General features: G+C 74.3%; 28 protein-coding genes. 10 read left to right on the top strand and 18 right to left on the bottom strand.

Annotation, left to right across the window (positions count from 1 at the left end; genetic code table 11):
* Positions 1–8: 8 nt before the first annotated feature.
* Positions 9–344 carry a YnfA family protein gene (locus DNK53_RS03860; protein ID WP_110180930.1) on the bottom strand — a complete coding sequence of 112 codons (336 nt, stop codon included), beginning with the start codon at positions 342–344 and terminating at the stop codon, positions 9–11.
* 65 nt (positions 345–409) lie between these two features.
* Between DNK53_RS03860 and DNK53_RS03855 the strand changes: the two genes are divergently transcribed.
* Positions 410–985 (top strand): DUF2243 domain-containing protein, encoded by a 576-nt coding sequence (locus DNK53_RS03855; protein WP_110180929.1) that lies wholly within the window; start codon positions 410–412, stop codon positions 983–985.
* A 174-nt stretch (positions 986–1159) separates the two neighbouring features.
* On the opposite strand, the gene DNK53_RS03850 is transcribed toward DNK53_RS03855, so the two are convergent.
* Positions 1160–2140, bottom strand: a complete 981-nt coding sequence (locus tag DNK53_RS03850; protein ID WP_110180928.1) for a DUF5926 family protein — start codon at positions 2138–2140, stop codon at positions 1160–1162.
* A gap of 24 nt (positions 2141–2164) precedes the next feature.
* The gene (locus DNK53_RS03845) at positions 2165–2944 is read right to left on the bottom strand and encodes a glycerophosphodiester phosphodiesterase family protein (protein WP_110180927.1); all 780 of its coding nucleotides are present in this window, start codon (positions 2942–2944) and stop codon (positions 2165–2167) included.
* Between the two features lie 132 nt (positions 2945–3076).
* Between DNK53_RS03845 and DNK53_RS03840 the strand changes: the two genes are divergently transcribed.
* From DNK53_RS03840 to DNK53_RS03830, 3 genes are all read left to right on the top strand, one after another.
* A complete protein-coding gene (locus tag DNK53_RS03840) occupies positions 3077–3715 on the top strand; it encodes a fasciclin domain-containing protein (protein ID WP_110180926.1) in 639 nt (212 codons plus the stop codon).
* Between the two features lie 102 nt (positions 3716–3817).
* Positions 3818–4423, top strand: coding sequence for an RNA polymerase sigma factor (locus DNK53_RS03835; protein ID WP_239456341.1), 606 nt, complete (start codon positions 3818–3820; stop codon positions 4421–4423).
* Positions 4410–5249, top strand: a complete 840-nt coding sequence (locus tag DNK53_RS03830; RefSeq protein ID WP_110180925.1) for an anti-sigma factor — start codon at positions 4410–4412, stop codon at positions 5247–5249. Before DNK53_RS03835 ends, DNK53_RS03830 begins: the two co-directional genes overlap by 14 nt.
* A gap of 19 nt (positions 5250–5268) precedes the next feature.
* On the opposite strand, the gene DNK53_RS03825 is transcribed toward DNK53_RS03830, so the two are convergent.
* Entirely contained in the window at positions 5269–5700 is a 432-nt protein-coding gene (locus tag DNK53_RS03825; RefSeq protein ID WP_110180924.1) for a hypothetical protein, read from the bottom strand.
* A 123-nt stretch (positions 5701–5823) separates the two neighbouring features.
* On the opposite strand from DNK53_RS03825, the gene DNK53_RS03820 reads away from it, so the two are divergent.
* A complete protein-coding gene (locus DNK53_RS03820) occupies positions 5824–7011 on the top strand; it encodes a hypothetical protein (RefSeq protein WP_110180923.1) in 1188 nt (395 codons plus the stop codon).
* Between the two features lie 6 nt (positions 7012–7017).
* Here DNK53_RS03820 and DNK53_RS03815 read toward each other — a convergent pair whose 3' ends face one another.
* Positions 7018–8232, bottom strand: a complete 1215-nt coding sequence (locus tag DNK53_RS03815) for an ATP-binding protein (RefSeq protein ID WP_110180922.1) — start codon at positions 8230–8232, stop codon at positions 7018–7020.
* A 131-nt stretch (positions 8233–8363) separates the two neighbouring features.
* Between DNK53_RS03815 and DNK53_RS03810 the strand changes: the two genes are divergently transcribed.
* On the top strand, positions 8364–8750 hold the full coding sequence (locus tag DNK53_RS03810) for a VOC family protein (RefSeq protein ID WP_110180921.1): 387 nt from the start codon (positions 8364–8366) through the stop codon (positions 8748–8750).
* Positions 8751–8763: 13 nt separating this feature from the next.
* Here the strand turns inward: DNK53_RS03810 and DNK53_RS03805 are convergent, their stop codons facing one another.
* Positions 8764–9036, bottom strand: a complete 273-nt coding sequence (locus DNK53_RS03805) for a hypothetical protein (RefSeq protein WP_110180920.1) — start codon at positions 9034–9036, stop codon at positions 8764–8766.
* A 35-nt stretch (positions 9037–9071) separates the two neighbouring features.
* Between DNK53_RS03805 and DNK53_RS03800 the strand changes: the two genes are divergently transcribed.
* Entirely contained in the window at positions 9072–9953 is an 882-nt protein-coding gene (locus DNK53_RS03800) for an Fpg/Nei family DNA glycosylase (RefSeq protein ID WP_110180919.1), read from the top strand.
* A gap of 19 nt (positions 9954–9972) precedes the next feature.
* Here DNK53_RS03800 and DNK53_RS03795 read toward each other — a convergent pair whose 3' ends face one another.
* Both DNK53_RS03795 and aat read right to left on the bottom strand, forming a co-directional pair.
* On the bottom strand, positions 9973–10422 hold the full coding sequence (locus DNK53_RS03795) for a hypothetical protein (protein ID WP_110180918.1): 450 nt from the start codon (positions 10420–10422) through the stop codon (positions 9973–9975).
* Between the two features lie 128 nt (positions 10423–10550).
* A complete protein-coding gene (aat, locus tag DNK53_RS03790; RefSeq protein WP_239456340.1) occupies positions 10551–11237 on the bottom strand; it encodes a leucyl/phenylalanyl-tRNA--protein transferase in 687 nt (228 codons plus the stop codon).
* 81 nt (positions 11238–11318) lie between these two features.
* On the opposite strand from aat, the gene DNK53_RS03785 reads away from it, so the two are divergent.
* A complete protein-coding gene (locus tag DNK53_RS03785) occupies positions 11319–11999 on the top strand; it encodes an EcsC family protein (RefSeq protein WP_110180917.1) in 681 nt (226 codons plus the stop codon).
* Here the strand turns inward: DNK53_RS03785 and DNK53_RS03780 are convergent.
* Genes DNK53_RS03780 through DNK53_RS17355 form a run of 6 tightly spaced genes read right to left on the bottom strand, consistent with a single transcriptional unit; the run spans position 11960 to position 19987 of the window.
* On the bottom strand, positions 11960–13240 hold the full coding sequence (locus DNK53_RS03780) for an alkaline phosphatase family protein (RefSeq protein WP_239456339.1): 1281 nt from the start codon (positions 13238–13240) through the stop codon (positions 11960–11962). The two genes, DNK53_RS03785 and DNK53_RS03780, sit on opposite strands and share 40 nt — an antisense overlap.
* Positions 13241–13245: 5 nt before the next feature.
* On the bottom strand, positions 13246–14397 hold the full coding sequence (locus tag DNK53_RS03775; RefSeq protein ID WP_110180916.1) for a hypothetical protein: 1152 nt from the start codon (positions 14395–14397) through the stop codon (positions 13246–13248).
* A complete protein-coding gene (locus tag DNK53_RS03770; protein WP_110180915.1) occupies positions 14394–15479 on the bottom strand; it encodes a hypothetical protein in 1086 nt (361 codons plus the stop codon). The genes DNK53_RS03775 and DNK53_RS03770 overlap by 4 nt, the downstream gene beginning before the upstream one ends.
* On the bottom strand, positions 15476–16426 hold the full coding sequence (locus tag DNK53_RS03765) for a hydroxymethylglutaryl-CoA lyase (protein WP_204163730.1): 951 nt from the start codon (positions 16424–16426) through the stop codon (positions 15476–15478). The genes DNK53_RS03770 and DNK53_RS03765 overlap by 4 nt, the downstream gene beginning before the upstream one ends.
* A gap of 53 nt (positions 16427–16479) precedes the next feature.
* The gene (locus DNK53_RS03760; RefSeq protein WP_110180913.1) at positions 16480–18396 is read right to left on the bottom strand and encodes an acetyl/propionyl/methylcrotonyl-CoA carboxylase subunit alpha; all 1917 of its coding nucleotides are present in this window, start codon (positions 18394–18396) and stop codon (positions 16480–16482) included.
* Between the two features lie 4 nt (positions 18397–18400).
* Positions 18401–19987, bottom strand: coding sequence for a carboxyl transferase domain-containing protein (locus DNK53_RS17355; protein ID WP_162599759.1), 1587 nt, complete (start codon positions 19985–19987; stop codon positions 18401–18403).
* A gap of 69 nt (positions 19988–20056) precedes the next feature.
* Between DNK53_RS17355 and DNK53_RS17350 the strand changes: the two genes are divergently transcribed.
* Positions 20057–20983, top strand: coding sequence for a glycosyltransferase (locus DNK53_RS17350; RefSeq protein ID WP_162599758.1), 927 nt, complete (start codon positions 20057–20059; stop codon positions 20981–20983).
* Here DNK53_RS17350 and DNK53_RS03750 read toward each other — a convergent pair.
* The 3 genes from DNK53_RS03750 to DNK53_RS03740 are packed head-to-tail and all read right to left on the bottom strand — an operon-like array spanning position 20921 to position 23725.
* The gene (locus DNK53_RS03750; protein ID WP_110180912.1) at positions 20921–21328 is read right to left on the bottom strand and encodes a DUF2304 domain-containing protein; all 408 of its coding nucleotides are present in this window, start codon (positions 21326–21328) and stop codon (positions 20921–20923) included. The two genes, DNK53_RS17350 and DNK53_RS03750, sit on opposite strands and share 63 nt — an antisense overlap.
* A complete protein-coding gene (locus tag DNK53_RS03745; protein WP_110180911.1) occupies positions 21325–22074 on the bottom strand; it encodes a glycosyltransferase family 2 protein in 750 nt (249 codons plus the stop codon). The genes DNK53_RS03750 and DNK53_RS03745 overlap by 4 nt, the downstream gene beginning before the upstream one ends.
* Positions 22075–22084: 10 nt before the next feature.
* Positions 22085–23725 carry a DUF2142 domain-containing protein gene (locus tag DNK53_RS03740; protein WP_162599757.1) on the bottom strand — a complete coding sequence of 547 codons (1641 nt, stop codon included), beginning with the start codon at positions 23723–23725 and terminating at the stop codon, positions 22085–22087.
* 130 nt (positions 23726–23855) lie between these two features.
* On the opposite strand from DNK53_RS03740, the gene DNK53_RS03735 reads away from it, so the two are divergent.
* A complete protein-coding gene (locus tag DNK53_RS03735; RefSeq protein ID WP_162599756.1) occupies positions 23856–24608 on the top strand; it encodes a class I SAM-dependent methyltransferase in 753 nt (250 codons plus the stop codon).
* On the opposite strand, the gene DNK53_RS03730 is transcribed toward DNK53_RS03735, so the two are convergent.
* Positions 24583–25212: a TetR/AcrR family transcriptional regulator gene (locus tag DNK53_RS03730; RefSeq protein WP_110180909.1), complete on the bottom strand. Its 630-nt coding sequence runs from the start codon at positions 25210–25212 to the stop codon at positions 24583–24585. The two genes, DNK53_RS03735 and DNK53_RS03730, sit on opposite strands and share 26 nt — an antisense overlap.
* Positions 25213–25217 lie beyond the last annotated feature (5 nt).

The following is a 25217-nucleotide window of genomic DNA, read 5'->3' as shown; positions in this document are numbered from 1 at the left end:
AAACCCCCCTACCCGCCCCGCGGGGCGTACATGATCACGGCGACCCCGACGAGGCAGATCACGGCTCCCGCGACGTCGTACCGGTCGGGGCGGAAGCCGTCGACCGCCATCCCCCAGGCGAGCGATCCGGCCACGAAGACACCGCCGTACGCCGCGAGGATGCGGCCGAAGTGGGCGTCGGGCTGAAGCGTGGCCACGAAGCCGTAGAGGCCAAGCGCGACGACGCCCGCCCCGGCCCACAGCCAGCCACGGTGCTCGCGCACCCCCTGCCAGACGAGCCAGGCCCCGCCGATCTCGGCGAGCGCGGCGAGCAGGAAGAGCAGGACGGAGCGGCCGGTGGTCATGGGCACAGGGTGCCGCACGCGCCCGGCCCGCGCTGCGCGACGGGCGGCCCGGGTACGGGTCGGGCATGGACGACGCCACCAGCCCCGCCCGGTACGCCGGCACGTCAGGGCCCCGCGACCACTCCGAGCACTCCGGGCCCGCCGAGCCCCCGTCCCGAGGGCCGGGCCTGATGCTGGGGCTCGGCCTGGGCGGCTTCGTCGACGGGATCGTCCTCCACCAGCTGCTGCAGTGGCACCACATGGTCAGCGCGGAGGAGCCGGTCGACACGGTCGCCGGGCTCGAGCTCAACACGATGGCCAACGGCTTCTTCCACCTCGGCACCTGGCTCCTCGTGGCCGGCGGGATGGTCGCGATGCTCGCCACCTGGCGGCAGGGCCGGATGGCGCCGAGCTGGGGCTTCCAGCTCGGCCTGGTGGTCGCCGGCTGGGGCCTCTTCAACCTTGTCGAAGGGCTCGTCAACCACCAGCTGCTCGGGGTGCACCACGTCCGCGACGACCTGGGCGCGCCGCTCTCGTGGGACCTGGCGTTCCTGGCCTCCGGCGCGGTGCTCGTCGCGCTGGGCTGGTGGTGGCACCGGCGCGGACTGGCGGCGATGCGGCCGGCCGGGACGGGCCCTGGCGGCGGCTCCCCAGAAATGTGAGAACCCGGCCGTTGTTGACGGGGGATACAACAACGACCGGGCTGTCACAACCTACGCCACAACGACCAAGATCAACAACCTTTCGCGATGATTCCTGTCGAGTGAGACGGGCGTCTCGCTGCATGGCGCACCAGACGTCTCGGAGGGCGGGCCGCAGCGCAGCGTTCCGTCCGCTCAGCGGATGGTCACCTGGCGGTTGGCGAGACCCGCGCGGGCGGCCCGCTGCTCGGGGGTGAGCTCGCTGTCGTCGGCGAGGGCCGCCTCGAGGGCGGCGGCGAAGCGCGCCGCCGGCTCCTCCAGCACCTCCGCACCGGTGCCGACCGGGAGGTCCCACACCGGGGCGAGCAGGCCGTGGGCCCGGAACATGCCGACCAGGCGCGACCCCTCGGCGACGGAGTCCTCGCCGGCGGCGTGGACCCGCGCCAGCGCGGTGAGCAGGGCGTCCTCGTCGTGGGGCATCACCCAGCGCAGGTGCTCCTTGGGTCCGACGTTGGTCCAGTACGCCGCCTCGACGCTGCCGAGACGGACCGTCGGGTTGGCGGCCGCGTCGGCCTGCTCGAGGGCGGCCTCGACGCTCGCGTCGCGCTCCTCGACGTCGTCGATCCAGTAGGCGAAGCCCTCGTGGACGGTGATCTCCAGGGGCTCGTCGGTGACCAGGTCCTGCAGCCGGGGGCCGGGGCCCGGGTCCTCGGTGACGCCGACGACGCCGACCTCCCCCGCCACGGAGCGGGCGAGCGCCCGCTCCAGGACGGCCGCCAGGTCGCGCGACGGGTCGCCGTACTGGTGCTGCACCTGCAGCCCGAGCCACACGTCGCCCGACTCGCGCACCATCGCCGGGGCGGCCATCGGCAGCAGCGAGCAGAGCCGCACCGAGCCGGTGAACCCCTCGGGCGCGACGCCGTCGCGCAGGGTCAGCGGCGCGGTCGCGGCCGGCACCAGCTCGCGCAGCGCGATCAGGTCGCACTCGTCGTGAAACCCCTCGAAGGGGCGCGCGACGAACGGGGTCGCCGCCCCGCCCGGGGCCCCGTGGCACGCCTTGTAGCGCTTGCCCGACCCGCACGGACACGGCTGACGGTGCCCGACCGCTCCCTCGGCTGCCGGGGTCCCGTCCTGCGGGGCGTGGGCTCGTGACTTGGTGCGCGACTTCTTGGCCATGCGCGGCAACCTACCCGGCCGCCCTCAGCAGCCCAGCAGCTCCCGCATGTATCCCGGGCGGTCGCTGATCACGGCCTCGACGCCGAGCTGGAGGCAGAGCGCGAGGTCGGCCTGGTTGTTGACCGTCCAGACGTGGATGCCGCGTCCGCTGGCGACCAGGCGGCGGCCCAGCCCCGGGTGCTCGCGCAGCTCGTCGATCCCCGGCCCGACCTTCCAGTCGGGCCCGACGACCCGGCGCAGCATCGGCCAGTGGTGGGCCTTCTCGACGAGCATCACCAGCTCGAGCGCCGGCGCGAGGCGCTCGACCCGTTGCAGCGCCGACCACGAGAAGCTCATCACCCGTACGGGCGACCGCGGACCGGCCCAGCCGAAGTCGGAGAGCGTCTCCACCAGGCGGCGCTCGACCAGCCCGCCGTACCGCACCGGGTGCTTGGTCTCGATCGCGACCTGCACCGGACGGTCGTAGTCGCGCACCGTCTCCAGCAGCCGCCGCAGGGTGAGCACCTTGCGGTAGGAGTCGTCGAGCTCGGGCGCGTCGTCGTCGAGGTCGGCCCAGGGGTTCTTCCAGCTGGCGAAGTCCAGCTCGTCGAGCTCGGCCAGGCTCATCGTGGAGACCAGGCCCTTGCTCGCGGCCGTGCGCCGCAGGTTGCGGTCGTGCACGCACACGAGGTGGCCGTCGGACGTCAGCCGGACGTCGCACTCGAGGGCGTCGGCGCCGGCGTCGAGGGCCGCGACGTACGCCGCGAGCGTGTGCTCGGCCTTCTCGTGGCTGGCCCCGCGATGGGCGACCACCTGCGGTCTCATGGGGGCAGTCTGCAACACGGCGAAGATTCTCGAAAAAACTTCCGCGCGAGTGCATCCGTGTCGGGCACTTCTGCGGAGAAGAGGGCAACAGGGCGCCACCGAGGCGCCCGCGCGTTGAGAGGAACCACCGAGATGAAGCGTTTCACCGGATCCCTGGCCGCCCTTGCCACCGCCGCGACCGTCCTCGGCGCCGCGCTGCCCGCCGAGGCCGCGAAGGCGCCCAAGGAGAACCCGCTGGTCAACGTCCTGACGGCGGACGACAACAAGTTCGACAAGAACAAGTTCGACTTCGACATCGTCACCGAGGCCGCGCTCGCCGTGGTCGGCGCGAAGCCCGACTCCCCCGTGGCCGTGCTCGCCGACGGCAGCACCCGGGTGACGGCCTTCGTCCCGACCGACCAGGCCTTCCGCCAGCTCGCCAAGGACCTCACCGGCAAGAACATCAAGAGCGAGAAGAAGGTCTTCAACACCCTCGTCGAGGCAGCCGGCGTCGACACCATCGAGACCGTGCTGCTCTACCACGTCGTGCCGGGCGCGACCCTGACCAGCAAGAAGGTCCTCAAGTCGAACAACGCCTCGGTGACCACCGCCCAGGGCGGCAAGGTCAAGGTCAAGATCGGCAAGAACCACGAGGGCCCGGTGATCCGCCTCGTCGACCGTGACCGCAACGACAAGGACCCCCGCGTCATCCTGGGCGCCCTCGACCTCAACAAGGGCAACAAGCAGGTCGCCCACGGCATCGACCGGGTGCTCCGCCCGATCGACCTGTGAGTCGAGCCTGAGGGCTGCGCCTTGAGCACGGCGCCTCTCCACGCGCCCGAGCACGGTGGGTACTTCCCCCGGACCCACCGTGCTCGGGGTAGCGTGACCGGCGTGACGATCACCGCCGGGACCGACCCGACGGCCGCCGAGGTGGCCGCGGGTCTGCACGCCGGCGACGAGGAGATGCTGGCGGTGGCCTACCGCCGCTGGTCCTCCCTCGTGCACACCGTCGCGCTCCGCGCCCTGGGCGACCACCACGAGGCCGAGGACGTCACCCAGCAGGTCTTCGTCTCGGCCTGGCGCAGCCGGCACACCCTCGTCGCCACCGACCACGCGCTCCCCGCGTGGCTGATCGGGATCACCAAGCACCGGATCGCCGACCGACGCGCCGAGCGGGCCCGCGACGCCCACAAGGTCGCGGCCGCCGCCGCCCAGGTGCCGGGCGAGCAGGCCGAGCTCACCGGCGGCCCCGCCGCCGGCCGAGGAGGTGCCGACCCCGAGGGGGGCGTGGTCGACCGCCTGGTCGTCGCCCAGCAGCTCGACAGCCTCGGGGAGCCGCGGCGCACGATCCTGCGGCTCGCCTTCCAGGCGGACCTCACCCACGAACAGGTCGCCGAGCGCCTCGGGCTCCCCCTCGGCACCGTGAAGAGCCACGTCCGCCGGGGGCTCGTCCAGCTCCGCCAGACCCTCGAGGAGGTGCACCGTGCGACCGCATGACCCCGGCGACCAGCACGTCGACGACATGCTCCTCGCCGCCCTGGCGCTCGAGGACGACGGGCCCGAGACCGACGCCGCCCGCGCCCACGTCGCGGGCTGCCCGACCTGCCGCGACGAGGTCGGAGCGCTCCGCGAGACCATGTCCCTGGTCTCCTCCGCCGGCGACGAGGCGCTCGTCGCCCCGCCGCCGTCCGTGTGGGCCGCCATCTCCGCCGAGCTCGGCAGCACGCCGCAGGAACGGCCCGAGGCGCTGCGCGCGGTCCCGCCGCCCGCGCCGGGGCCCGTGGCGACACCCGCGCCCGCCCCCGTGGCGCCCACCGTCGACGTGCCGACGGGCGAGCCCCGCGCCACCGTCACCGACCTCGCCTCGCGGCGCCGCGGCGTCCCGACCTGGCTGGCGACCACCGCCGCGGCCGTGACGCTGCTGGCCGGTCTCGGTGGCGGGATGCTGATCGCCGGCGGCGACGACGAGACCCCCCAGGCCACGCCCACCGTGGTGAGCACCGCCCAGCTGGCCTCGCTCGACGCCAGCGCCCAGGACCGCGGCAGCGCCCAGGTGCGCCGTCACGACGACCGCGTCGTGCTGCACGTCGAGGCCGCGCGGCTCGACGGTCCCGACGGGATCCGCGAGGTGTGGCTGATCAACGAGGACGGGAAGCGGATGGTCTCCCTCGGGCTGCTGACGCGCGGCGAGGCGGGCGACTTCGAGTTCCCGGCCGGTCTGCTCGACGAGGGCTACAAGATCGTCGACATCTCCTACGAGCCCGGCGACGGCGACCCCACCCACTCGGGGACCAGCCTGGCCCGGGGCACGCTCGACGGCTGAGCCGGGCGGCGAGGGCTCCTCAGGCGGTCGCGGCGGAGCCGAGGCCCGAGGCCTGCTCCCAGGTCGACCGCACGGCGTCGAACATCCGGTCGCAGAGGATCCGGTCGACCTCGGTCTTGTGCTGCGGGAAGAGGTAGACGTCGACCGGCCGGCCGTTCTCCTCGGTGACCAGGCGGAAGGCGTGGAACATCGCCACCCGGGCGGGGCGCTCGACGTCGACGAGGTCGGGGAAACGGATCTCGAAGGCGGACCCCTCGGGCATCCGCGGGTCGATGGTGCGCCAGACGACCTGGTGGGTGGTGACGAAGAGGGTCCCCGAGTAGTCCTGGGCCCCCTGCACGCAGCGCAGGTGGGCGAGGTGGACCGGCTTCTCGGTCGGGAGCATCACGGGACGCACGAGCCCCCAGTAGGGACCCGCGGCCACGCGCTCGGCCAGGTTGCCATTCGCCATGCGCGTCAGGCTAGGTGGGACGTAGGTCCCAGCACCGACGAATGGGGAGGTCTTTACCGTGGGGTGACCCAGGTCTCAGCCGCGATAGGCTCCGACGCAGTCGTCGACCCGGGGGGATCGCAGATGCGCGCACGGACAGTCACCACAGCCACGAAGGTCGCCCTGCTCGTCCCGTTGGTCGTCCCGCTGGTGGTATCGCCCGCGCCCGCCCTGGCGGCGGCCGCCCAGGTCGTCGCCCGCCACGGCACGCTCACTGCGCACGAGCCGGGCTACCCCGCGAACGCGGCGCCCGGGACCCAGATCGAGAGCGCGGTCGTCACCCAGGACGTCGTCGGTTCCCGGGTGCGCGCGAGCGTGACGCTGCGCGGCGAGCCGACGACCGCCGACGTCGACCTCGTCGTCGGCTTCGGCACCACGGTCGCCGGCCGCTGCACCGCCGAGGAGACCGTCCTCGTCAACACCCTCGCCCCGGCCGACGGCGCGAGCCGCTCCGGCGTGGTCGTCACAGTCGACCGTCCCAGCACGAAGGCGGCCTCCGCCACCTGGGACTGCGCTGCTGCTCTGACCCTGCCGACCGGCTCCCGCGAGCCGTTCGACGTGGTCTCGGGCGGGCTGACCGCGCAGGAGGCTCCCGCCCCGGCGCCCGACCTCGCCGTCGGCGACGTCCGCGTGCTGCGCCAGGAGGTCTCCCGGCTCCGGCTCGTCCCCGGTGCCTGGACGACGCTCGAGGTGACGGTCGACAACGTCGCCGGCGGCGACGCCGACGCCGTCCACGTCACGGGCAGCGGCCGGGGGCTCACGGTGAAGCCCTCGCCGGTGCTCACCTACCCGCTGTCGGAGGGGTCCACTGCCACCTTCGAGGTCCGGGTGCGGCTGCGTGGGAAGGATGCGAAGGCCGGGCCGCTGACCCTCGTCGCCCGCAGCGGGGACCACGCGTCGCAGCGGGTCCTCCCGGTCAGGCGGACCGCGCCGGCCAGGCCCCCGGCCGCCGGGTCGTACCGCGGCACGGGGTCGAGCAAGGTCACCTTCCGGGTCCGGGGCCGTGCGGTCGTGGGGTTCCGTTCCGGCGCGCTGCGCACGAGGTGCGGCAGCGCGGGAGGCGGACCGTTCACCTACCTGACCTCCCGCTACGCGTTCCCGAGGGCGGCGGTCGGCCGGGACGGGGTGGTCCACGCGACACGCCGCACCGACCGGTACGTCGCCACCCTCCAGATGAGGGTCGTCGGGTCGAAGGTGACCCGGGGGTGGTTCACCTACCTGGGCCCCGGCAACTGCTACGCCTCCATCGAGTTCGCCGCCCGCCGCCGGTGAGCGCGCTCAGCCCCGCTCTCGCAGGTAGCGCCCGAAGTGGGGGACGGTGAAGGCGATCCGGCCCCGCTCGCCGGAGTAGATCAACCCCTTCTTGAGCAGGGCGTCGCGGGCCGGCGAGAGCGACTGCGGCTTCTTGCCCAGGATCGCCGCCACGTCGGCGGTGGGGACCGACTCGATGTCGTCGAGCTCCTCGTCCTCCGACTCGGCGATCGCCAGCGCGGCGTCGGCCATCGCGCGCAGGTACTCCCGCTCCCCCGGGGTGGCCCGCTCGTAGCGGGAGCCGAAGAAGCCCACCGCCAGCTCGGCCTCGGCCTCGGGGGCGGCGACCGCGACGTCGTCGCCGGTGATCGGGCTGCGCGGGGCGAGGTCCCAGACGGCCTTGCCGTAGGCCTGGATGAAGTACGGGTAGCCGCCGGTGGCGGCGTACATCGCGGTGAGCGCGTCCTCGGTGAAGCAGGCGCCCTCGTCGTCGGCGGGGGCGGCCAGGGCGCGGTCGGCGGCCTCGCGGGAGAGCCGGTCGATGCGCTGGTAGCGGAAGAGCCGCTCGGAGTAGGACTTGCTCGCCGAGAGCACCGCCGGGAGGTGCGGCAGGCCGGCGCCGACCACGATCATCGGCAGCCCGCTCTGGCTCATCTCGTGGCAGGCCGCGCAGAGCGCCGACACGTCGTCGGGCCCGAGGTCCTGCATCTCGTCGATGAAGACCGCCACGCCCTTGCCCACGTCGGCGGCGAGCCCGCCGACGTCGGTGAAGAGCTCGACCAGGTCGATCTCGATGTCGCCCGAGTCGGCCCGGCCACGGACCGCCGGGGCGTCGATCCCCGGGTTCCACTGGTCCTTGAGCTTGGCGCCCGCGCCCGCGTCGCGCTGCGCGAAGGCGCGGATCACGCCGAGCACGTGGTCGGCCTCGTCGGCCTGCGGGTGGCCGAGCTCCCGCACCGCCTGGTGCAGCGCGCTCGACAGCGGCCGCCGCAGCCCCTGGTCGGGGCGGGCCTCGAGCTTGCCGCTCCCCCACCGCTTGCGGACCGCGGCCGAGCGCAGCGCGTTGAGCAGCACCGTCTTGCCCACCCCGCGCAGCCCCGTCAGCACGAGGGAGCGCTCGGGCCGGCCGGCGGCGATCCGCTCCAGCACCACGTCGAAGGCGCGCAGCTGCTCGTCCCGGCCCGCGAGCTCGGGGGGTCGCTGGCCGGCGCCGGGGGCGTAGGGGTTCCTGATCGGGTCCACGATGGGACGGTATCGGGCTCTCTAGCCGATCGGTTAGACATCCCTAGCGAGTCGCATCGCCAAGTTCCCCGTCGCCGATTACCCCATCCGGGGCCTTCCCGACGGGGTCTCGCCGGGGGCAGGCTCGTGGCATGAGCGGACGAGTGGTGCACTTCGAGGTGCCGTACGACGACCACGACCGGGCGACGGCGTTCTACCGCGAGATCTTCGGCTGGGACGTCTCCCGGTGGGACGACTTCGAGTACGACATGGTCTCCACCGGCCCCCAGGGCGAGCAGGGACCGACCGAGCCGGGCTACATCGGCGGCGGCATGTTCCGCCGGGACGGGGAGCTGAATGCGCCGGTGGTCACCATGGGCGTCGACGACATCGACGCCACGCTGGCGCAGGTCGAGGCCGCTGGCGGCAGCACCGTCTCGGGCAAGGAGCCGGTCGGCGAGATGGGCTGGTCGGCGTACTTCCGGGACTGCGAGGGCAACCTCATGGGGCTCTGGCAGAGCGCCTCCCCCGAGGGCTGAGCGCCCGGCCCGCCTAGCCCGAGGCGCGCGAGCGGAGCCCGTCGACGCGCTCGGCGCGCCGGGTGGCGTCGTCGTACGCCGCGTCGAGGCCGCTGCGCAGCGTCTCGATGAGCACGGGGACCTCGTCGATCGTCAGCCGGAACGAGCCCGTGCACAGGTTGTCGCGCCACAACGACAGCACCACCACGTCGGCCTCCTGGTGCCAGGAGACCCTCAGCACGCGGCCGCCCCCGCGGGTGTCGAAGAACATCGACCCCGTCGGCGGGAGTGGTCGGACGACGGCCATGGCTCCATCATGCCTCGGGCACTACGCTCGACGCCATGCCCGAGCTGCCCGAGGTGGAGGCGCTGGCCCACGACCTCGACCGCCGACTCCGCGACCGGCCGATCACCCGGATCGACCTGGCGGCCTTCAACGCGCTCAAGACCTTCGACCCGCCGCTGTCGGCGCTGCACGGCACGCTGGTGGAGCGGGTCGGGCGGCACGGCAAGTTCCTCGACGTCCAGGCCGGCGGGCTCCACCTGGTGCTCCACCTCGCTCGCGCCGGGTGGATCCGGTGGCGCGAGGAGGTCCCCGCGCTGCCTGCCCGGCCCAGCTCGAAGAGCCCGCTGGCCATGCGGATCGTGCTCGACGAGGACGAGGCGGGCCACCTCAACGGCCTCGACGTGACCGAGGCCGGCACCCGCAAGAGCCTGGCCGCCTACCTGGTCCGCGACCCGCTCGAGGTCGAGGGGATCGCCCGGCTCGGCCCCGACCCGCTCGCCGAGGAGTTCACCCCCCAGGTGCTGCGCGCCATCCTCGACGAGGCCGGCCGCGCCCAGCTCAAGGGCGTGCTCCGCCACCAGGGGACGATCGCCGGCATCGGCAACGCCTACTCCGACGAGATCCTGCACGCCGCCCGGATGTCGCCCTTCAAGCCGGCCAGCAGCCTCACCGACGACGAGCTCGCGGTGCTCCACGACGCCGTCAAGGTCACCCTCGGCGACGCGGTCGACCGCAGCCACGGGCTGGCCGCCAGCGAGCTCAAGGGCGAGAAGAAGTCCCACCTCGCCGTCCACGGCCGGGCCGGACAGCCCTGTCCCGTCTGCGGCGACACCGTCCGCGAGGTCAGCTTCGCCGACTCGAGCCTGCAGTACTGCGCGACCTGCCAGACCGGCGGGAAGCCGCTCGCCGACCGGCGGATGAGCCGGCTGCTGAAGTAGCCGGCCCCCGAGCCCGCCGTCACGGGGTCGGCGACTCCTGCGGCACGCCGGTCTGCCGGGAGCCCAGGCAGGTGGCGTCGTTGTAGGCGAAGAACTCCTCCACCTCGGCCATCTGCCGCTCGGTCAGCTCGGCCTCCAGCGCCACCACGTCGGCCTGCTCGGCGTCGTCGTCGACCTCGCTGATCAGCCGGCTCCAGGTGGCATGGCCGCGCCGGGCCCCCTCGGGCATGCTCTCGGGAGCCCCGATCTCGACGAGGTCGGTGCCCCACTCCTTGAGGGTGGCGACGACCTCGGCGTCGGTGGTCTCCATGTCGTGCTCGGCGCGCTCGGCGAAGAACTCCTGGTAGGCCTCGCAGTAGCGGTCCTCGACGCTCGGCCCGGCGGTCTCCTCCTCGCCGCCGCAGGCCGTCGCCGCCGCGGTTACCAGGAGCACGGCGCACAGGCGGCGGACGAGGCGCGTGCGGGGCATGGTGGACAGGGTGCCCCATGTGGGCCCCCCGGCGCAGCGCCGATCCCGATGTGAGATGCGTCTCGCCGCGGCGCGCCTGCCTGACGGGACCGTCCCGACGTGGCACGCGGCCTCGTCGGGGGGCTCGTTCAGTCGTCGAAGACGTCGGGCGGCGGGAGCGCCAGCGCGGTCCGCAAGCGGGCGGCGTACTCCTTGCGGGTCAGCTCGACGACCCCCAGCGACGCCAGGTGGGGGGTGCTCCACTGCACGTCGAGGAGGCGCAGCGGGGCCAGCTCGTCGCGCATCAGGGTGACCAGCCCCAGCAGCGCGACCTTGGAGGCGTCACGCACCCGGTGGAACATCGACTCGCCGGCGAAGAGCCCGCCGATCGCCACGCCGTACAACCCGCCCACGAGCCGCCCGTCCTGCCACGCCTCGACCGAGTGGGCCCAGCCGAGCCGGTGCAGGTCGCCGTAGGCCGCGCGGATGTCGGCGTCGATCCAGCCGTCGGCGCGGGTGGGGTCGGCGCACTCCTCGACCACCTCGTCGAAGGCGGTGTCGACCCGGACCTCGAAGTCGCGAGCCGAGCGGCGCAGCGAACGGGAGACCCTCATCGCGTCCAGCGGCAGCACCCCGCGGCGCACGGGGCAGAACCAGTACGGCGGGTCCCCCGGCTCGCCGGACGGCATCGGGAAGAGGCCGTGCCGGTAGGCGGCCAACAGGGTGCCGGGAGCGAGGTCGGCGCCGATCGCGACCAGGTCCTCGTGGGGGTCCATCCGCCCCGGGGCCCCGAGCGTCTCGAAGGCCCAGGGCGAGGGCGCGGGCTCCAGGGGCACGCGGACAACGTATCCGCTCCCGCCGACACCGCGGCGGCGAGGCCGGAGCCGTCCTTCCCCGCGGTCTCTAGGCTGTGTCGCATGGGCATCCCAGGGGAGATCGGCAAGCGGCTGGCACCGAAGGTGGGCGACCTCGCCCCCGGCGTCACCAGCCGGGCGGTGCTGGAGGCCTTCCGCCGGGCGGTCGACGGCGTCGGGCCGCTGCCGCCGGCCGCGAAGGCGGCCGACAAGCAGCTCGCCGAGCAGCGCGGCGACGTCGAGCGGGCGGTCCACGAGGTGATCGAGAACCACGTCCGGCTCGCCGGCGCGCAGGGCTTCGCGACCAACCTCGGCGGCCTCGTCACCCTCGCCGTCGCGCTGCCGACCAACGTCACGGGGCTGGCCCTCATCCAGTCCCGGATGATCGCCGGGATCGCCCACCTGCGGGGCCACGACCTCGCCGACCCTCGGGTGCGCAACGGCGTCCTGTCGGTGCTGCTCACCGAGGACGTCGTGTCCGACCTGGTCAAGCGCAAGAAGCTCCCCGGCACCCCGATGGCGCTGGCGACGGCGCCGGCGCTCGACGAGGAGCTGGGCGCCCGGATCGCCGCCGAGGTCGGCAACGTGCTCGTGGCCAAGGTGGCGGGCAAGCGGCTCGCGACCGTGGCCGGGCGGCGGATCCCGGTGGTCGGCGGGCTGGTCGGGATGAGCACCGACGCCTACTCGACCTGGCGGGCGGGCCGCTACGCCGACAAGGAGCTCCTGCCCCGCGCGCGGCGGTAGACCATCAGCGCGCCGCGCCCGGCGCGGGTGCCCTCCATGACCCGCACCAGCTTCTCGCGCAGCCGGTAGGTCGGGCGCAGGTAGGAGCGCTCGAGCGCCGCACGGGTGTCGTGCAGCTGCGCGGCGAGGTCGGCCTCGACCGCGCGGAGCCGGGACCCCTCCACGAGCAGCGCGGAGATCGCGTCGACGGCGGCCCTCGCCACCAGCGCCTCGTCGGGCTCGTCGGGGTCGGCCCACGGCAGCGGCTGCTCGGGGCCGAGCAGGTCGGCGAGGTCGCCGACCACGTCGTAGCCCCGGCGCTCGATCTCCTCCACCCAGGTGGCGGAGAGGTCCCGGGCCCACGTGTGCAGCTCCGGGGGCAGCGCCAGCCGCGGCGACCCCGCCCGGCGCGACAGGGTCTGGTGGGCCAGCAGCTCGCGGACCAGGGGCCGGTAGTCGCCCGGCTCGACCGTCCGGACCACCTGCCGGTTGATCCGCCGCACGAGCGCGGTCTCGGCCGCCCCCAGCGAGGGGTTGGCCCGCTCGGGGGTGAGGTCGAGGTCGATCCCGTCGAGGCCGAAGGCGCGGCTGAACCGGCTCCACAGCTCGTCGCGCGGCGCCCCGGGGGCGGGGACGGTGACGAGGTGGATCCGCTCGGGCGGCAGCGTGGCGCCCCACCGGTTCATGATGTCGGGCAGCTCCTGGACGCCCCAGAACCACGAGCCGATCCGGCTGTCCCGCCCGGGGTCGCGGACCTGCTCGAGGAACTTCGCGTAGGTGAGGGTGCTGCGGTGCTTGACGTTCTCCTGCCACTCCGCGGGGATCTGGCGGACCAGGTCGCGGACCGACAGGACGAGGTGGACCTCGGCGTCGGCGCCGTCCTCGCCGGCGAGCGAGGTGAGCGCCCGGTCGACCTGCATCCGGGAGGCGGTGGCGAGGATCTCGTGGCTGACGATCGAGGTGCCGGGCCAGGCGCGGACCTGCTCGGCCAGCCGGTCCCACGCGCCGACGGCCTCGAGCTCGAGCCCGCCCCAGGTGAGCTTCATCAGGTCGAGGGCGGCGAGGAAGTGGGCGTCGAACCGCTCGGCGGGGTAGGAGATGCCGTGCTCGCGGAGCACGTCGGCGTTGCGGAAGAGCACGTCCTGCAGGTGGGAGGTGCCGGTCTTGGGGGTGCCGACGTGGACCAGCACCCGGCGCCGCCCCGTCGCGGTCGCCCCGCGCGGGACGGTCTCCGTCGCGGGTCGTCCGTCCGCTCCTGCCACGCCCGTCACGCTCGTTCCTTCCAGCCGCCCAGGAGCATCCGCACCGCCAGGGAGAGTACGCCGTCGGCGGCGTCGTCGCGCGCCGCCTCCCGGCCGTCGTCGGCGCCGCCGACCCCGCCCGCGGCGCCGCCCCCGGGGCCCGGCGCCAGGTCGACAGGGTAGCCAGCGGCGGTCAGCCGACGGGACATCCGGCGCGCCCGTCGGGCCACCCAGTCGGCGTGCTCGGCCGAGACCGCGGGCAGCCGGACGCGGTCGGCAGCGCCCGGGGCGGCGGCGACGAAGGCCTCGGCGGGCAGCCGTGGCAGCAGCCCGTCACGCAGCAGGACGCTGCGCCGGGGCGCGTCGACCATGAGACCGAGGACCGCGGCGACCCGGCGGGCCAGCTCGGCGGCCTCCTCGCCGGGACGCGGCGGCACCTCGAGCCGGCGTACGCCGACCAGTCGCGGCAGCCGCTGCCAGCCGGGTGTGCCCTCGACGAGCAGGTGGACGTGGTCGGCCCCCCGGCGCTCCTGCCACGTGGTCAGCACCCGCGGCAGGTCGACCCGCGGCGGGATCTGGTCGCGCTGGTGCCAGGTCGCCTGCCAGGCGGCCCAGCTGCCGACGCCGTGGTCGAAGCAGAGGGCGGTCCAGGCGTCGGCCAGCATCCGGCCGAGGTCGGCGCCGACCACGACGACCTCGCCCCCCGGGCGCGGCGGGCGGCCGCGGGCGACCAGGTCGCGCCGGACCGGGTCGGCCAGCAGCGGGTCGCCCACCAGCCGGTAGCGGCGGCGCCACGGCCGGGGCAGGGCGTCGGGGCGTCGGTCCACCGGGCCGAGTGCGACGAGGTCCTCGGCGAGCAGGTGGGTGGCGACGCGCAGCAGCTCCTCGGTCGGCAGCAGGCTCGGATCGACCGGGCGGGCGCCGAAGCGTGAGTCGTGGGCCGCCCCCTCGAGCTCGAGGTCGGGGCGGCCGCGGCCGGGGGCGCTCGCCTCCAGGACGCGGCGGGCGAGCCCCTCGGGGACCGGCCGGGCCGACTGGTTGAGCCGACGCAGCAGCTCGAGCTGCTGCGCGCCGGGGACGACGCGGCCGACCGCGTCGGCCTCGGCGTGCCACTCGCCCCACGCGGTGGTGCCGCCGTCGAGCAGGTGGCGCACCCACCCCCAGGCGCGCGCGCTCACTTGCCCAGGAGCTGCTGGGCGCGGGTGCGGACCAGGTCGGTGACGCCCTGCTGGTCGGCGCGGGCGGCCGCCTCGTGGGTCATCGCCGTCAGCGCGTCCATCGCGACGGCGAGCTGCGGCCGGGCGCGGACCTTGTCGGGGTTGACCCACTCCTCCGTCGGGTCGGGGCGGCGCGGGCGCAGGTCCTCGACGTCGCCGACCACGTGGATGCCGCTCTCGGCGACCCAGCGGATCCACTCGTCGGCCTGCGCCTCCACCCAGTCGTAGCGGTCGGGCGGCAGCGTCACCGGCTGCGACTCGCGGTTGGCGAGCTCGCCCTGCGCGAGCATCTGCCGCACCAGCACGTCGTACGTCGGCTCGGTGCGCAGGTCGAGCCCCAGCCGCCTGTTAAGCTTGCGGAGCAGCTGCACCTCGGCGACGCCGAGCGAGCGGTTGGCCCGCTCGCTGTCGAGCGGGGCCCAGGCGGGGTCGATGCCGAAGGCCTCGGCGAACCGGTGCCAGAGCACGTCGCCGGCCCGGCCGTGCGGGACCGTCACGAGGTGGACCCGCTCGGGGGGGATCCGGGCGCCCCACCTCTCGAGCACCCGGGGCAGGTCGAAGGCCTTGGCGAACCAGATGTCGCCGCGCTCCATCTTGGTGAGGAACCGGCGGTAGGTCCACCGCCGGCCCTGCTTGATGGTCTCCTGCCAGGCGGCGGGCAGCTGGCGGGCGAGGTCGCGCGCCGAGTAGACGACGTGCACCTCGACGCCGTCGAGGTCGTTCATCGCCTTGGCGATCTTGTCGCTCTTGGCGGCGGCGAGGATCTCGTGGCTCACGATCACCGGCCCCTTGGCCCGGTGCACCTTGCGGACCAGCTGCTCCCAGGCGCCGTCCATGTGGCCGGGCCGGCCGCCCCACTCCTGCTCGAGCAGGTCGAGGGCCGCGCGGAACTGGAAGAGGTCGGCCGGGATGAAGCGGTTCTTCGACGGGAAGGTGACGCCGTGCCGCGCGAGGGTGGCGGCGTTGCGGGTCAGCCGGTCCTGCAGGTAGGTGGTCCCGGTCTTCGGGGCACCGATGTGCAGGTGGACGACCGGAGCGCTCATGCGCCGGATTCTGCCAGCCCGCCGGGCTCGGCGAGCGCCCGCACCACCGCGGACGGGCTGGGTCGGCCGAGCTGCCCGGCCATCCAGGCGCTGGTGGCGACGACGGCGTCGAGGTCGACCCCGGTCCGGACCCCCAGCCCCTGCAGCATCCACAGCAGGTCCTCGGTGGCGAGGTTGCCGGTCGCCGACCTGGCGTAGGGGCAGCCGCCGAGGCCCCCGGCGCTGGCGTCGAAGGTGGTGATCCCGGCCTGCAGGGCCGCGTGCGTGTTGGCCAGCGCCTGCCCGTAGGTGTCGTGGAAGTGCATCGCGAGCCGGTCGACCCCGACCCCGGCCTCGGCGAAGGCGGCGACCAGGGCCTTGACGTGGCCGGCGGTGCCGACCCCGATGGTGTCGCCGAGGCTGAGCTGGCCGGCCCCCATCTCGAGCAGGCGTACGCCGGCGCGCACGACCTGGTCGAGCGGCACCGCGCCCTCCCACGGGTCGCCGAAGCACATCGAGAGGTAGCCGCGGACCGTGAGCCCCGCCTCCCGCGCCCGGCGTACCGTCGGCTCGAACATCGCGAACTGCTCGTCGTAGGAGCGGTTGAGGTTGCGCTGCGCGAAGGTCTCGGTGGCGGAGCCGAAGACGGCGACGTGCTCCAGGCCCAGGTCGAGGGCCCGGTCGAGGCCCCGCTCGTTGGGCACCAGGACCGGCATCCGGCGGGCGGCGTCGCCCAGCCGCTCGACCAGCAGCCCCATCAGCTCGGCGGCGTCGGCGAGCTGGGGCACCCACTTCGGGTGGACGAAGCTGGTCGCCTCGACGGCCGGCAGGCCGGCGGCGTGCAGCCGGGTGACCATCTCGGCCTTCACCTCGACCGGCACGACGACCTGCTCGTTCTGCAGCCCGTCGCGGGCGCCCACCTCGTAGACGGTCACCTCCGCCGGCAGCCCCTCCTCGGCGGACGTCATGGGCAGCGGTCGCCCCGACGACCCAGCCTGATGACGTCCGGCGGGAGTCTCGCTCATCGGCCCTCCCCCGCGGCGTCGGCCTCGACCACGAAGAGCGGGGCGCCGAGCGCCACCTGCGCGCCGGCGGCGGCCGCGACCTCGGTGACGGTGCCGTCGAAGGGGGCCTTGAGGGCGAGCTCCATCTTCATGGCCTCCATCATGCCCAGCGCCTGGCCGGCCGCGACGGTGTCACCGACCGCGACCCTGACCTCGAGGACCGTGCCGGGCATCGGCGCCGTGAGGGTGCCGTCACCGGCAGCGGCGGCGGTGTCCGCGAACGGGTCCGCGAAGGCGAAGACGTGCCGCTGGCCGCGGTGCACGACCTCGACCTCGTGGCGGCGCGCGACCCCGAGGGCCCGCTCGTCCCCGTGGACCACCTTCGTCAGCCCGCGCAGGGGCGTGCGGGCGACGCTCCGGGTGGTCACGTCGCGCGGCACCTCGACCCACTCGTCGAGGTGGACCCGGACCGGGGCGCGCTCGCCGCCGATCCGCCAGCCGTCGCCGTGGAACGGGCTGTCGCCGGCGTCGCGCAGCGTGAGCGCCGCGGCCAGGGTGCGCGCGGTGGCCGGGTCCGGCTGGGGCACCTGGTGGCGGTCGAGCCACGCGGTGTCGATGCCGGCGTCGCGGAACTCGTCGGTCGCGACCAGCGCGCGCAGGAAGCCGGTGTTGGTGGTCAGCCCCAGGATCACGGTCCCGTCGAGCGCCTCGAGCAGCGCGGCGCGCGCGGACTCGCGGTCCGGGCCCCAGGCGACGACCTTGCCGAGCATCGGGTCGAAGTGGGTGGAGACCTCCTGCCCCGACTCCAGCGCGTGGTCGACGCGGACGACGGCCCCCGGCAGGTCGACCCACTGGCCCCACGCCACGTGGGTGGCGCGACCGGCCTGCGGCAGGAAGCCGGCGAAGGAGTCCTCGGCGTAGACCCGCGCCTCGATGGCGTGCCCCTCGACGGTGACGTCGGACTGGGCGAAGTCGAGCGGCTCGCCGGCGGCCACCGCGAGCTGCAGGGCGACCAGGTCGGGCTTCTCCCCGCGGACCCGGACGACCTCCTCGGTGACGGGGTGCTCGACCTGGAGCCGGGTGTTCATCTCGAGGAAGTAGAACTCGCCGGTCGCGTTGTCGAGCAGGAACTCGACGGTGCCCGCGTTCGTGTAGCCGACCTCGGCGGCCAGGGCGACGGCCGAGGCGGTGATCGCGGCGCGCTGCTGCGCGGAGACGGTCGGCGCGGGCGCCTCCTCCAGCACCTTCTGGTGGCGACGCTGGGTGGAGCAGTCCCGCTCGAAGAGGTGGCGCACGGTCCCGTGGGCGTCGGCCACCACCTGCACCTCGACGTGGCGACCCGACTCGACGTACTTCTCGACCAGCAGCGTGTCGTCGCCGAAGGAGCTGAGCCCCTCGCGCGCCGCCGCCGCGCGGGCCTCGGCGAACTCCTCGGCGCTCCGGACGACGCGCATCCCCTTGCCGCCGCCACCGGCCGCGGCCTTGACCAGCACCGGGTAGGCGAAGGTGGCCGGGTCGGCGTCGAGGTCGTACGCCGGGACCACCGGCACGCCGGCGGCGACCGCGATCTCGCGGGCGGCGTCCTTGCGCCCCATCGCGTCCATCACGTCGGCGGACGGGCCGACGAGCGTGATGCCGGCGGCCTCCAGCGCGCGGGCGAAGACGGCGCGCTCGGAGAGGAAGCCGTAGCCCGGGTGGACGGCGTCGGCGTCGACCTCGACGGCGGCCGCGACCACCGCGTCGACGTCGAGGTAGCCCGGGACCTCCACGGCGACGTCGGCCTCGCGCACGTGGGGCGCGTCGGCGTCGACGGCGGTGTGGACCGCCACCGTGCGGATGCCGAGCGCGGCGCAGGTGCGGAAGACGCGCAGGGCGATCTCGCCCCGGTTGGCGACGAGGAGGGTGTTGATCTCGCGAGTGCTCACGGTGGTCATCAGCTCACATCCGGAAGACGCCGTAGGAGGGCGCCGGGGTCGGGGCGTGGGCGGCGACCGCCAGGCCCATGCCGAGCACGCGCCGGGTGTCGACCGGGTCGATGATCCCGTCGTCCCACAGCCGTGCGGTGGAGTAGTAGGGCGAGCCCTGGGTCTCGTACTGGTCGCGGATCGGGGCCTTGAAGGCCTCCTCCTCCTCGGCGGACCACTCCTCGCCGCGGGCCTCCAGCCCGTCGCGCTTGACGGTGGAGAGGACCGAGGCGGCCTGCTCCCCGCCCATCACCGAGATCCGGGCGTTGGGCCACATCCACAGGAAGCGGGGGTCGTAGGCGCGGCCGGCCATGCCGTAGTTGCCGGCGCCGAAGGAGCCGCCGATGACGACGGTGAACTTCGGGACGACGCTGGTCGCCACCGCCGTGACGAGCTTGGCGCCGTCGCGGGCGATGCCGCGGTTCTCGTACTCGCGCCCGACCATGAAGCCGGTGATGTTCTGCAGGAAGACGATCGGGATGCCGCGGCTGTTGCACAGCTCGATGAAGTGCGCGCCCTTGAGCGCGGACTCGCTGAAGAGGATGCCGTTGTTGGCGACGATGCCGACGGGGTGGCCCCAGATGTGGGCGAAGCCGGTCACCAGGGTCTGGCCGTAGAGCTTCTTGAACTCGTGGAAGCGGCTGCCGTCGACGACGCGGCGAATGACCTCGCGCACGTCGTAGGGCTGGCGGGTGTCGCTGGGCACGACGTCGTACAGGCCCTGCGGGTCCTCCAGCGGCTCCTCGGGCTCCCGCAGGTCGTAGCTCGCGCGACCGACGGCCTCGTAGCCGCTGACCGGCGGGAGGGTGTCGACGATGGAGCGGACGATCTGCAGCGCGTGGTCGTCGTCCTCGGCGAGGTGGTCGACGACGCCGGAGGTCCGCGCGTGCACGTCGCCGCCCCCGAGGTCCTCGGCGCTGACCACCTCGCCGGTCGCGGCCTTCACCAGCGGCGGGCCGCCGAGGAAGATCGTGCCCTGGTCGCGGACGATCACGGTCTCGTCGCTCATCGCCGGGACGTAGGCGCCGCCGGCGGTGCACGAGCCCATCACCGCGGAGACCTGGGCGAGACCGCGGGCCGAGAGGTTGGCCTGGTTGTAGAAGATCCGGCCGAAGTGCTCGCGGTCGGGGAAGACCTCGTCCTGCCTGGGCAGGAAGGCACCCCCGGAGTCGACCAGGTAGAGGCAGGGCAGGTTGTTCTCCGCGGCGATGGTCTGGGCGCGCAGGTGCTTCTTGACCGTGATCGGGTAGTAGGTGCCCCCCTTCACGGTCGCGTCGTTGGCGACCACCATGCACTCGCGGCCCGCGACCCGGCCGATGCCGGTGACGATGCTGGCCGACGGGACGGCGTTGAGGTCGTCGGCGTCCCTGCCGTACATCCCCCAGGCGGCGAGCGGCGCGACCTCGAGGAAGGGGCTGCCGGGGTCGAGCAGCCGGTCGACCCGGTCGCGGACCAGCAGCTTGCCGCGGTCGGTGTGCTTGCGCCGGGCGCTCTCCGACCCGCCGAGGCGGACCAGGGCGAGGCGCTCGCGGAGCTCGGCGGTCAGGTCGTGCAGGCTCATGGGGACAGGTTAACGGTTGTTAACCGCGAGCGGGAGGGGCGACGCGGGACGCGCAGTAGCCTTCACCGCGTGACGCTCCAGATCTTCCTGCCCTTCTACGGCGACCCGGCGCTCATGCGCGCCGCCGTGCGCAGCGTGCTGGCCCAGGACAGCCCCGACTGGACGCTCACGGTCGTCGACGACCGCTACCCGCACGCCTCGGTCGGGGAGTGGGTGGAGGGGCTGGGCGACCCCCGGGTCCGCTACGTGCTCAACGAGGCCAACCTCGGGGTGAGCGGCAACTTCAACCGCTGCCTCGAGCTCGCCGACGGCGACCTCGTCACCCTCCTCGGCGGGGACGACGAGCTGCTGCCGACCTACGTCTCCACCGTGCTCCGGATGCGCGCCGCCCACCCCGACGCCGCCCTGCTCCAGCCCGGCGTCGAGGTGATCGACGAGCACGGCGAGCCGTCGCTGCCGCTCGCCGACCGGGTGAAGCAGCGGCTGCTGCGCCCCGAGGTCCCGGCCACGGGGACCCGGGTGCTGTCCGGGGAGCGACTCGCCGCGAGCCTGCTGGCCGGCAACTGGCTGTACTTCCCGGCCCTCGCCCTTGACCGGGCCACCGCCCGGCGGCACGGCTTCCGGCAGGACCTGCGGACCATCCAGGACCTCGACCTGATCCTCCGGATCGTCATGGAGGGCGGCAGCCTCGTCCTCGCCGACGAGGTCTGCTTCCGCTACCGGCGGCACGCCGCCAGCGAGTCCTCCGCGCTCCTGGCCGGCGGCGACCGGTTCGAGGAGGACCGCCGCTTCTTCGCCGAGGCGGCCCGGCGCGCCGAGGAGCTCGGCTGGCCGCGGGCCCGCCGGGCGGCGCGGCGGCGCGTCACCTCGCGGCTGCACGGCGCCACGCTGCTGCCCGGCGCCCTCGCCGCCCGGGACGCCGCGGCGGTGCGGCTACTCGCCCGGCACGTCCTCGCCCGGACGGGGCCGGGGGGTGAGGGGGTCCACCTCGGGTGAGTCGGCCCGGTGCTCGGCCAGCTCCAGCCGCAGCAGCGCGACCTCCTCGGCCAGCGTCCGCGTCCGGTCCTCCAGGCGCCCCAGCTCGTAGCTGTACTGGATGCTCACCACCAGCAGCAGCATCGAGGCCAGGAAGAAGAGCAGGTTGGCCGGGACCGCGACGCCCAGCAGGTCCGCCAGCCACGCCAGCCCCTGTGGCCAGACCGCGACCACGACCGTGCCGACGGCCACCACGCTCCAGATGACGGCGTACTTCTCGCGCAGGTGGCGGCGGCGGAGCAGCTCGAAGAGGGTGACCAGGGTCAGGGTCGCCCCGACCAGCCCGAGCAGGTGGGTGGTGTTCATGCGGGCACCTCGGCCGTCGTGTCCTCGACGCTCGGCCAGCGCCGGACCAGGGACAGGAAGAGGGCGAGCACGGCCCGGAAGAGGTAGACCGCGGCCTTGACCGGGGTCTGGCTGGCCTGCCCGGCCGCGCGCACCCGCATGCCGACCGGGACCTGCTTGACGCGGCAGCCCATCCGGGTCGCGATGACCAGGGACTCCACCGTGTCGCCGAGGTACTCCGCCGGGTAGTGCTCGGCGAAGACCTTCGTGGCGCGCAGGTTGGCGGCGCGGAAGCCGCTGGTGACGTCGGTGAGCTGCACCTTGGTGAGCCGGGAGAGCGTCCAGGCGAGCAGCACCATCGCCCACCGCCGCGGACCCCGCGCCCGGTAGTCGCCCTCGCCGGCGAAGCGCGCCCCGATCACCACGTCGGCGTCGTCGAGCCCGTCGAGCAGTTGGCCGAGGTAGCGCGGGTCGTGCTGGCCGTCGGCGTCCACCTGGACGGCGACGTCGTAGCCGTGCCGGACGGCGTACCGGTAGCCGGTCCGCATCGCCCCGCCCACCCCGAGGTTGAAGGGCAGCTGGCAGACCCTGGCCCCCTCGGCGAGCGCCGCCTGGGTGGTCGCGTCGCCGGAGCCGTCGTCGACCACGAGCACGTCGACGCTCGGGTGCACCTCGCGCAGCTCGCGGATCGTGGCGCCGACCGACTTCTCCTCGTTCCAGGCGGGCATGATCACCAGGACGCGGCGCGGGTCAGCAGGAACGGACATGGCGCCGATCCTAGGGCTGGGCGGGCGCGGCCCCGACCACCCTGCCGTCGGGCTCGGCGTCGGGTTCGTCACCGCGCGGGTCGCCGGACGCGCGACCGGGCTCGTCACCGGGCTCGTGAGCGGGCTCGCGACCCGGCTCCGCGGCAGGCACGGCCGCCGCCGCGGCCGGCCCTCCGGCGTCGCGGATGAGCAGCAGGATCACCAGCGCCCACGTCGCCACCACCAGCACGAGGTAGCCGACCATCCAGGTCTCGGCGTTGACCGGCGGCTCCCAGGGGCCGTCGAACGCCGAGTCGCCGCGACCGGCGTTGACGTTGCGGCGCAGGTGGGTCTGGAACGCCACCAGGTGCACGACCGCCAGCGGCAGCAGCAGGAGCGGGAGCATCCAGCGCAGCTTGCGCGCCGGGGAGAGCCGGTCGGCGAGGTCGACCTTCTCCGCGGCCAGCCAGAGCGCCGTGATCGGCAGCAGCACCATGAGCGGCAGCGTGTAGCGGCCCTGCCACCACTGGCCGCCGGTGTTCCAGTTCGCCGCCTGCAGCACGATCGGCACCACGTAGGTGCAGACGCCGAGGAAGATCAGCGCCAGCACCTCGCGGCTGCGCAGGAAGGCCGCCGCCAGCACGACCACGGCGAGCGCGGGCCAGAGGTAGAGCTCGAGGACCCGGATGTCGAGCGGCGCGTCCAGCCAGCCGAACCACCCGACCATCTCGTAGATCGTGTCGGGGTCGTTGCGCTGGCGGGAGAGCACGAGGCGCTCGCCCCACGAGTAGTCGAAGGCGGGGACCTTGCCCACGTCGTCCACGCCGGAGGTGAAGGTCCACAGCGCGCTGACCGCGGTCGCCAGCACCGGCACCCCCATCCAGGCGAGGTTGCGGCGCTGCCGCAGCGCCCGCCAGACCACGCCGCCGGCGAGGATCGCGAAGACCAGGAACCAGACCCCCACCCAGACCGGGGCGATCAGGCGCACCAGCACCATCACCGCCGCGGCCACCATGGCCCGGGCGAACATCGCCCGGCCCAGCCACGAGTCCGGTTCGCGGAGGAAGACCAGCGTGCAGGCGCCCATGGCCGTGGCGGCCGCGATCTCGAGGCTGTTGGGGTTGGCGAGGCCACCGAGCCAGACCACCATCGGGGAGCAGGCGACCAGCACGCCGGCCAGCGCCACGCCGCGGCGCCGCGCGGTCAGCGCGGCGGCGGCGGCCATCCCGACGAAGAGCGAGGCGTAGGCGGCGGCCAGGAAGTTCTGGGCGTACCAGGTGTACTTCAGCGGCGCCCAGGCCGAGGGGACGCCGACGGCCAGGTAGTAGCTGGGGATGTAGCGGCCGGCCGGGTTGTAGTAGTCGACCTCCTCGGTCTTCTCCGGGTCCGGCATCGTCACGCAGTTCGCGGGGGTGTCGCGCATGAAGGCCAGGCAGCCGACCGAGCCGGCCGACTCGAGCAGGCCGAGCGGCACCGGGGTGTTGGTCATGTAGACCCCCTCCACCGGCTCGCCCGTGATGTCGCCGTGGCCCACGGCGTAGGCGCGCATCGCGTGCGCGGGGGCGTCGGGGGAGGCCCACATCGGCGTCGCCACCGACCACAGCAGCATCGCCGCGAAGGACCAGGCCCAGCAGACCAGCGTGAGGCGCCACAACTGGGCGCGCGTGGACACGGCTTGCTTCCCCACCGACGGCATGGGCACTGATGATGCCATGCACAGGCCCTCCGGCCCGCCCCCGCGACGGAGGGCCCGCGGTCGGGTTCTCCCGTGCGAGGCCTCCTGCTGGGGTACCGTGCGGCCCGTGAGCCATCCGGAGCAGCGCGGCTTCTTCGCCGCCGTCGCGCAGGCCAACCCCGACCTCGTCGCCGGGGGCCGTGTCCTCGAGATCGGTTCCTACTCGGTCAACGGCGACGTGCGTCGCCTCTTCGACGAGGCGCGCGAGTACGTCGGCGTCGACCTCGTCGAGGGCCCCAACGTCGACCGCGTCGGGCTGGGCCACGAGGTGGCGGACCCCGACGCGGCCTACGACCTCGCGATCTCCGGGGAGTGCTTCGAGCACGACCCGTTCTGGGAGAAGACCCTGGCCAACATGGTCCGGCTCACGCGGCCCGGCGGCGTCGTCGCCGTCTCGTGCGCGTCGCGCGGCCGGGTCGAGCACGGCACCCGGCGCAGCGACATCCGGGACTCCCCCGGCACCCAGGACGCCGGCCTCGACCACTACCGCAACCTGACCCGCGCCGACCTCGACCGGCTGCCCCTCGACACCTGGTTCTCCTCCTGGCGCTCCTGGTACAACGACTCCACCTTCGACCTCTACCTGGTCGGGGTGCGGGCCGGCGCCCCGAGCACGGCGAAGCTCCCCACCGACGAGCAGATCGAGGCCCTGCGCCACCTCATGCCGCTCGCCCACCGGGCCATCCGGGTGCCGCTGCGCCTGCTCGCCCGGACCCGCGTCGACGAGGAGCGCTACCAGGACCTGGTGCTGCCCTACTGGCGCTTCCTGATGCGGCTCTCGGCGGGTCGCGGGTTCAGGTCGGGCCAGACGCCGGCCTGAGCGACCGCGCCGCTGGCCCCACCGCCGCGGCCAGCGCGCCGAGCGCCATCCGGCCGAGCAGGTCGCGCATCTCGTCGTCGGGCAGGACCGCGCTGTGCGGCGTGGAGTTGATCAGCCCGAACGCCGCGTGCGCCGACGCCCGCGCGCGGTCGCGCGCGCTGCCGGCCGCCTCGCTTCCCCCTGCCTCGGCCGCTCCCCCGGCCTCCAGGGCGCAGAGCTGGTCGGCCCACACGTCGACGTACGCCCGCTGGAGCGAGCGGACCCGCTCGCGCGCCTCGGCGGGCAGCGACTCCCAGTCGCGGTCCTGCACCACGATCAGCGGCCGCTGCCGGAGGGCGAAGTCGGTGTGCCAGGCCACCAGCGCCCGGAGCGCCTCCTCGGCGGAACCGGCCTCGGCCACCCTGGCCCGCCCCACCCGGAGCAGCTCCTCGCTGATGGCGACCAGCATCTCGGCGAGCATCGCGTCCTTGGACGGGAAGTGCTTGTAGAGGGCGGGCCCGCTGATCCCGCAGGCCGCCCCCAGCTCGGCCACCGAGACGCCGTGGAAGCCGCGCGCGGCGAAGAGCGTCGCGGCGGTCTCGAGGATCTGCTCCCTGCGGGTCACCCCGC

Source organism: Nocardioides solisilvae, assembly GCF_003194625.1.
Classification (GTDB): domain Bacteria; phylum Actinomycetota; class Actinomycetes; order Propionibacteriales; family Nocardioidaceae; genus Nocardioides; species Nocardioides solisilvae.
The sequence above is the reverse complement of the archived record's forward strand: the minus strand, read 5'-3'. Positions and strand labels throughout refer to the sequence as shown.

Excerpts from the sequence above, each read along its gene's own strand:
- DNK53_RS03850 (WP_110180928.1), bottom strand. The coding sequence starts at position 2,140 with ATGGCCAAGAAGTCGCGCACCAAGTCACGAGCCCACGCCCCGCAGGAC.
- DNK53_RS03750 (WP_110180912.1), bottom strand. The coding sequence starts at position 21,328 with ATGAACACCACCCACCTGCTCGGGCTGGTCGGGGCGACCCTGACCCTG.
- DNK53_RS03825 (WP_110180924.1), bottom strand. The coding sequence starts at position 5,700 with ATGGCGAATGGCAACCTGGCCGAGCGCGTGGCCGCGGGTCCCTACTGG.
- DNK53_RS03810 (WP_110180921.1), top strand. The coding sequence starts at position 8,364 with ATGAGCGGACGAGTGGTGCACTTCGAGGTGCCGTACGACGACCACGAC.
- DNK53_RS03745 (WP_110180911.1), bottom strand. The coding sequence starts at position 22,074 with ATGTCCGTTCCTGCTGACCCGCGCCGCGTCCTGGTGATCATGCCCGCC.
- DNK53_RS03795 (WP_110180918.1), bottom strand. The coding sequence starts at position 10,422 with ATGCCCCGCACGCGCCTCGTCCGCCGCCTGTGCGCCGTGCTCCTGGTA.
- DNK53_RS03845 (WP_110180927.1), bottom strand. The coding sequence starts at position 2,944 with ATGAGACCGCAGGTGGTCGCCCATCGCGGGGCCAGCCACGAGAAGGCC.
- DNK53_RS03860 (WP_110180930.1), bottom strand. The coding sequence starts at position 344 with ATGACCACCGGCCGCTCCGTCCTGCTCTTCCTGCTCGCCGCGCTCGCC.
- DNK53_RS03765 (WP_204163730.1), bottom strand. The coding sequence starts at position 16,426 with ATGACGTCCGCCGAGGAGGGGCTGCCGGCGGAGGTGACCGTCTACGAG.
- DNK53_RS03800 (WP_110180919.1), top strand. The coding sequence starts at position 9,072 with ATGCCCGAGCTGCCCGAGGTGGAGGCGCTGGCCCACGACCTCGACCGC.
- DNK53_RS03805 (WP_110180920.1), bottom strand. The coding sequence starts at position 9,036 with ATGGCCGTCGTCCGACCACTCCCGCCGACGGGGTCGATGTTCTTCGAC.
- DNK53_RS17355 (WP_162599759.1), bottom strand. The coding sequence starts at position 19,987 with ATGAGCCTGCACGACCTGACCGCCGAGCTCCGCGAGCGCCTCGCCCTG.
- DNK53_RS03855 (WP_110180929.1), top strand. The coding sequence starts at position 410 with ATGGACGACGCCACCAGCCCCGCCCGGTACGCCGGCACGTCAGGGCCC.
- DNK53_RS03840 (WP_110180926.1), top strand. The coding sequence starts at position 3,077 with ATGAAGCGTTTCACCGGATCCCTGGCCGCCCTTGCCACCGCCGCGACC.
- DNK53_RS03760 (WP_110180913.1), bottom strand. The coding sequence starts at position 18,396 with ATGACCACCGTGAGCACTCGCGAGATCAACACCCTCCTCGTCGCCAAC.
- DNK53_RS03820 (WP_110180923.1), top strand. The coding sequence starts at position 5,824 with ATGCGCGCACGGACAGTCACCACAGCCACGAAGGTCGCCCTGCTCGTC.
- DNK53_RS03770 (WP_110180915.1), bottom strand. The coding sequence starts at position 15,479 with ATGAGCGCTCCGGTCGTCCACCTGCACATCGGTGCCCCGAAGACCGGG.
- DNK53_RS03785 (WP_110180917.1), top strand. The coding sequence starts at position 11,319 with ATGGGCATCCCAGGGGAGATCGGCAAGCGGCTGGCACCGAAGGTGGGC.